Origin of the sequence: Streptococcus sanguinis, assembly GCF_019929225.1 — a bacterium.
Lineage (GTDB): Bacteria > Bacillota > Bacilli > Lactobacillales > Streptococcaceae > Streptococcus > Streptococcus sanguinis_J.
The window spans coordinates 1-1,325 of the sequence record NZ_JAHZPA010000020.1 but is presented as its reverse complement, the minus strand read 5'-3'; the positions used below and the strand labels follow the sequence as shown (position 1 = coordinate 1,325).

Below are 1,325 nucleotides of genomic sequence, written 5' to 3'. Positions count from 1 at the left end.
CGTACTTGCACTCATAGACGCGCTGGTCGATGCAGACGTACTTGCGCTTACTGACGCACTAGTAGACGCGGACGTACTTGCGCTCACTGATGCACTCGTTGAAGCAGACGTACTTGCGCTTACTGACGCGCTCGTTGAAGCGGACGTGCTGGCAGATACGGACGCGCTCGTTGAAGCGGACGTACTTGCACTTACTGACGCACTTGTCGATGCGGACGTACTTGCGCTCACTGACGCACTTGTCGATGCGGACGTGCTTGCGGAAACTGAAGCACTCGTGGACGCGGACGTACTTGCGGATACAGATGCGCTTGTGGACGCGGACGTGCTTGCGGAAACTGAAGCACTCGTGGACGCGGACGTGCTTGCGGAAACTGAAGCACTCGTGGACGCGGATGTACTTGCACTCACTGACGCACTCGTGGAAGCGGACGTGCTGGCTGATACAGATGCACTCGTTGATGCGGACGTGCTGGCTGATACAGATGCACTCGTCGACGCAGACGTACTTGCACTTACTGACGCACTGGTTGATGCGGACGTGCTGGCTGAAACTGACGCACTCGTCGATGCAGACGTACTTGCGGATACAGATGCACTTGTTGAAGCAGACGTACTTGCGCTTACTGATGCACTCGTTGATGCGGACGTGCTTGCTGATACGGACGCACTTGTCGATGCTGACGCACTTGCTGATACGGACGCACTTGTCGATGCTGACGCACTTGCTGATACAGAGGCGCTCGTCGAGGCGGACGTACTTGCGCTCACTGACGCGCTCGTCGAGGCGGACGTACTTGCGCTCACTGACGCGCTCGTTGAAGCAGACGTACTTGCTGATACGGACGCACTTGTCGATGCAGATGTGCTGGCAGATACGGACGCGCTCGTTGAAGCGGACGTGCTTGCAGATACAGACGCACTTGTCGATGCGGACGTACTTGCGCTCACTGATGCACTCGTCGATGCGGACGTACTTGCGCTCACTGATGCGCTCGTGGACGCTGAAGTACTTGCACTCATAGACGCGCTAGTAGACGCGGACGTACTTGCGCTTACTGATGCACTCGTTGAAGCGGACGTGCTGGCTGATACAGATGCACTCGTCGACGCAGACGTACTTGCACTTACTGACGCACTCGTTGATGCCGACGTACTTGCACTCATAGACGCGCTGGTCGATGCAGACGTACTTGCGCTTACTGACGCACTAGTAGACGCGGACGTACTTGCGCTCACTGATGCACTCGTTGAAGCAGACGTACTTGCGCTTACTGACGCGCTCGTTGAAGCGGACGTGCTGGCAGATACGGACGCGCTCGTTG

Annotated in this window: 1 pseudogene; it reads left to right on the top strand. The window is 57.1% G+C overall.

The annotated features are described in order from the left end of the window. A pseudogene (locus K1I80_RS11970) lies at positions 1–1,325 on the top strand (hypothetical protein); the annotation flags it as partial.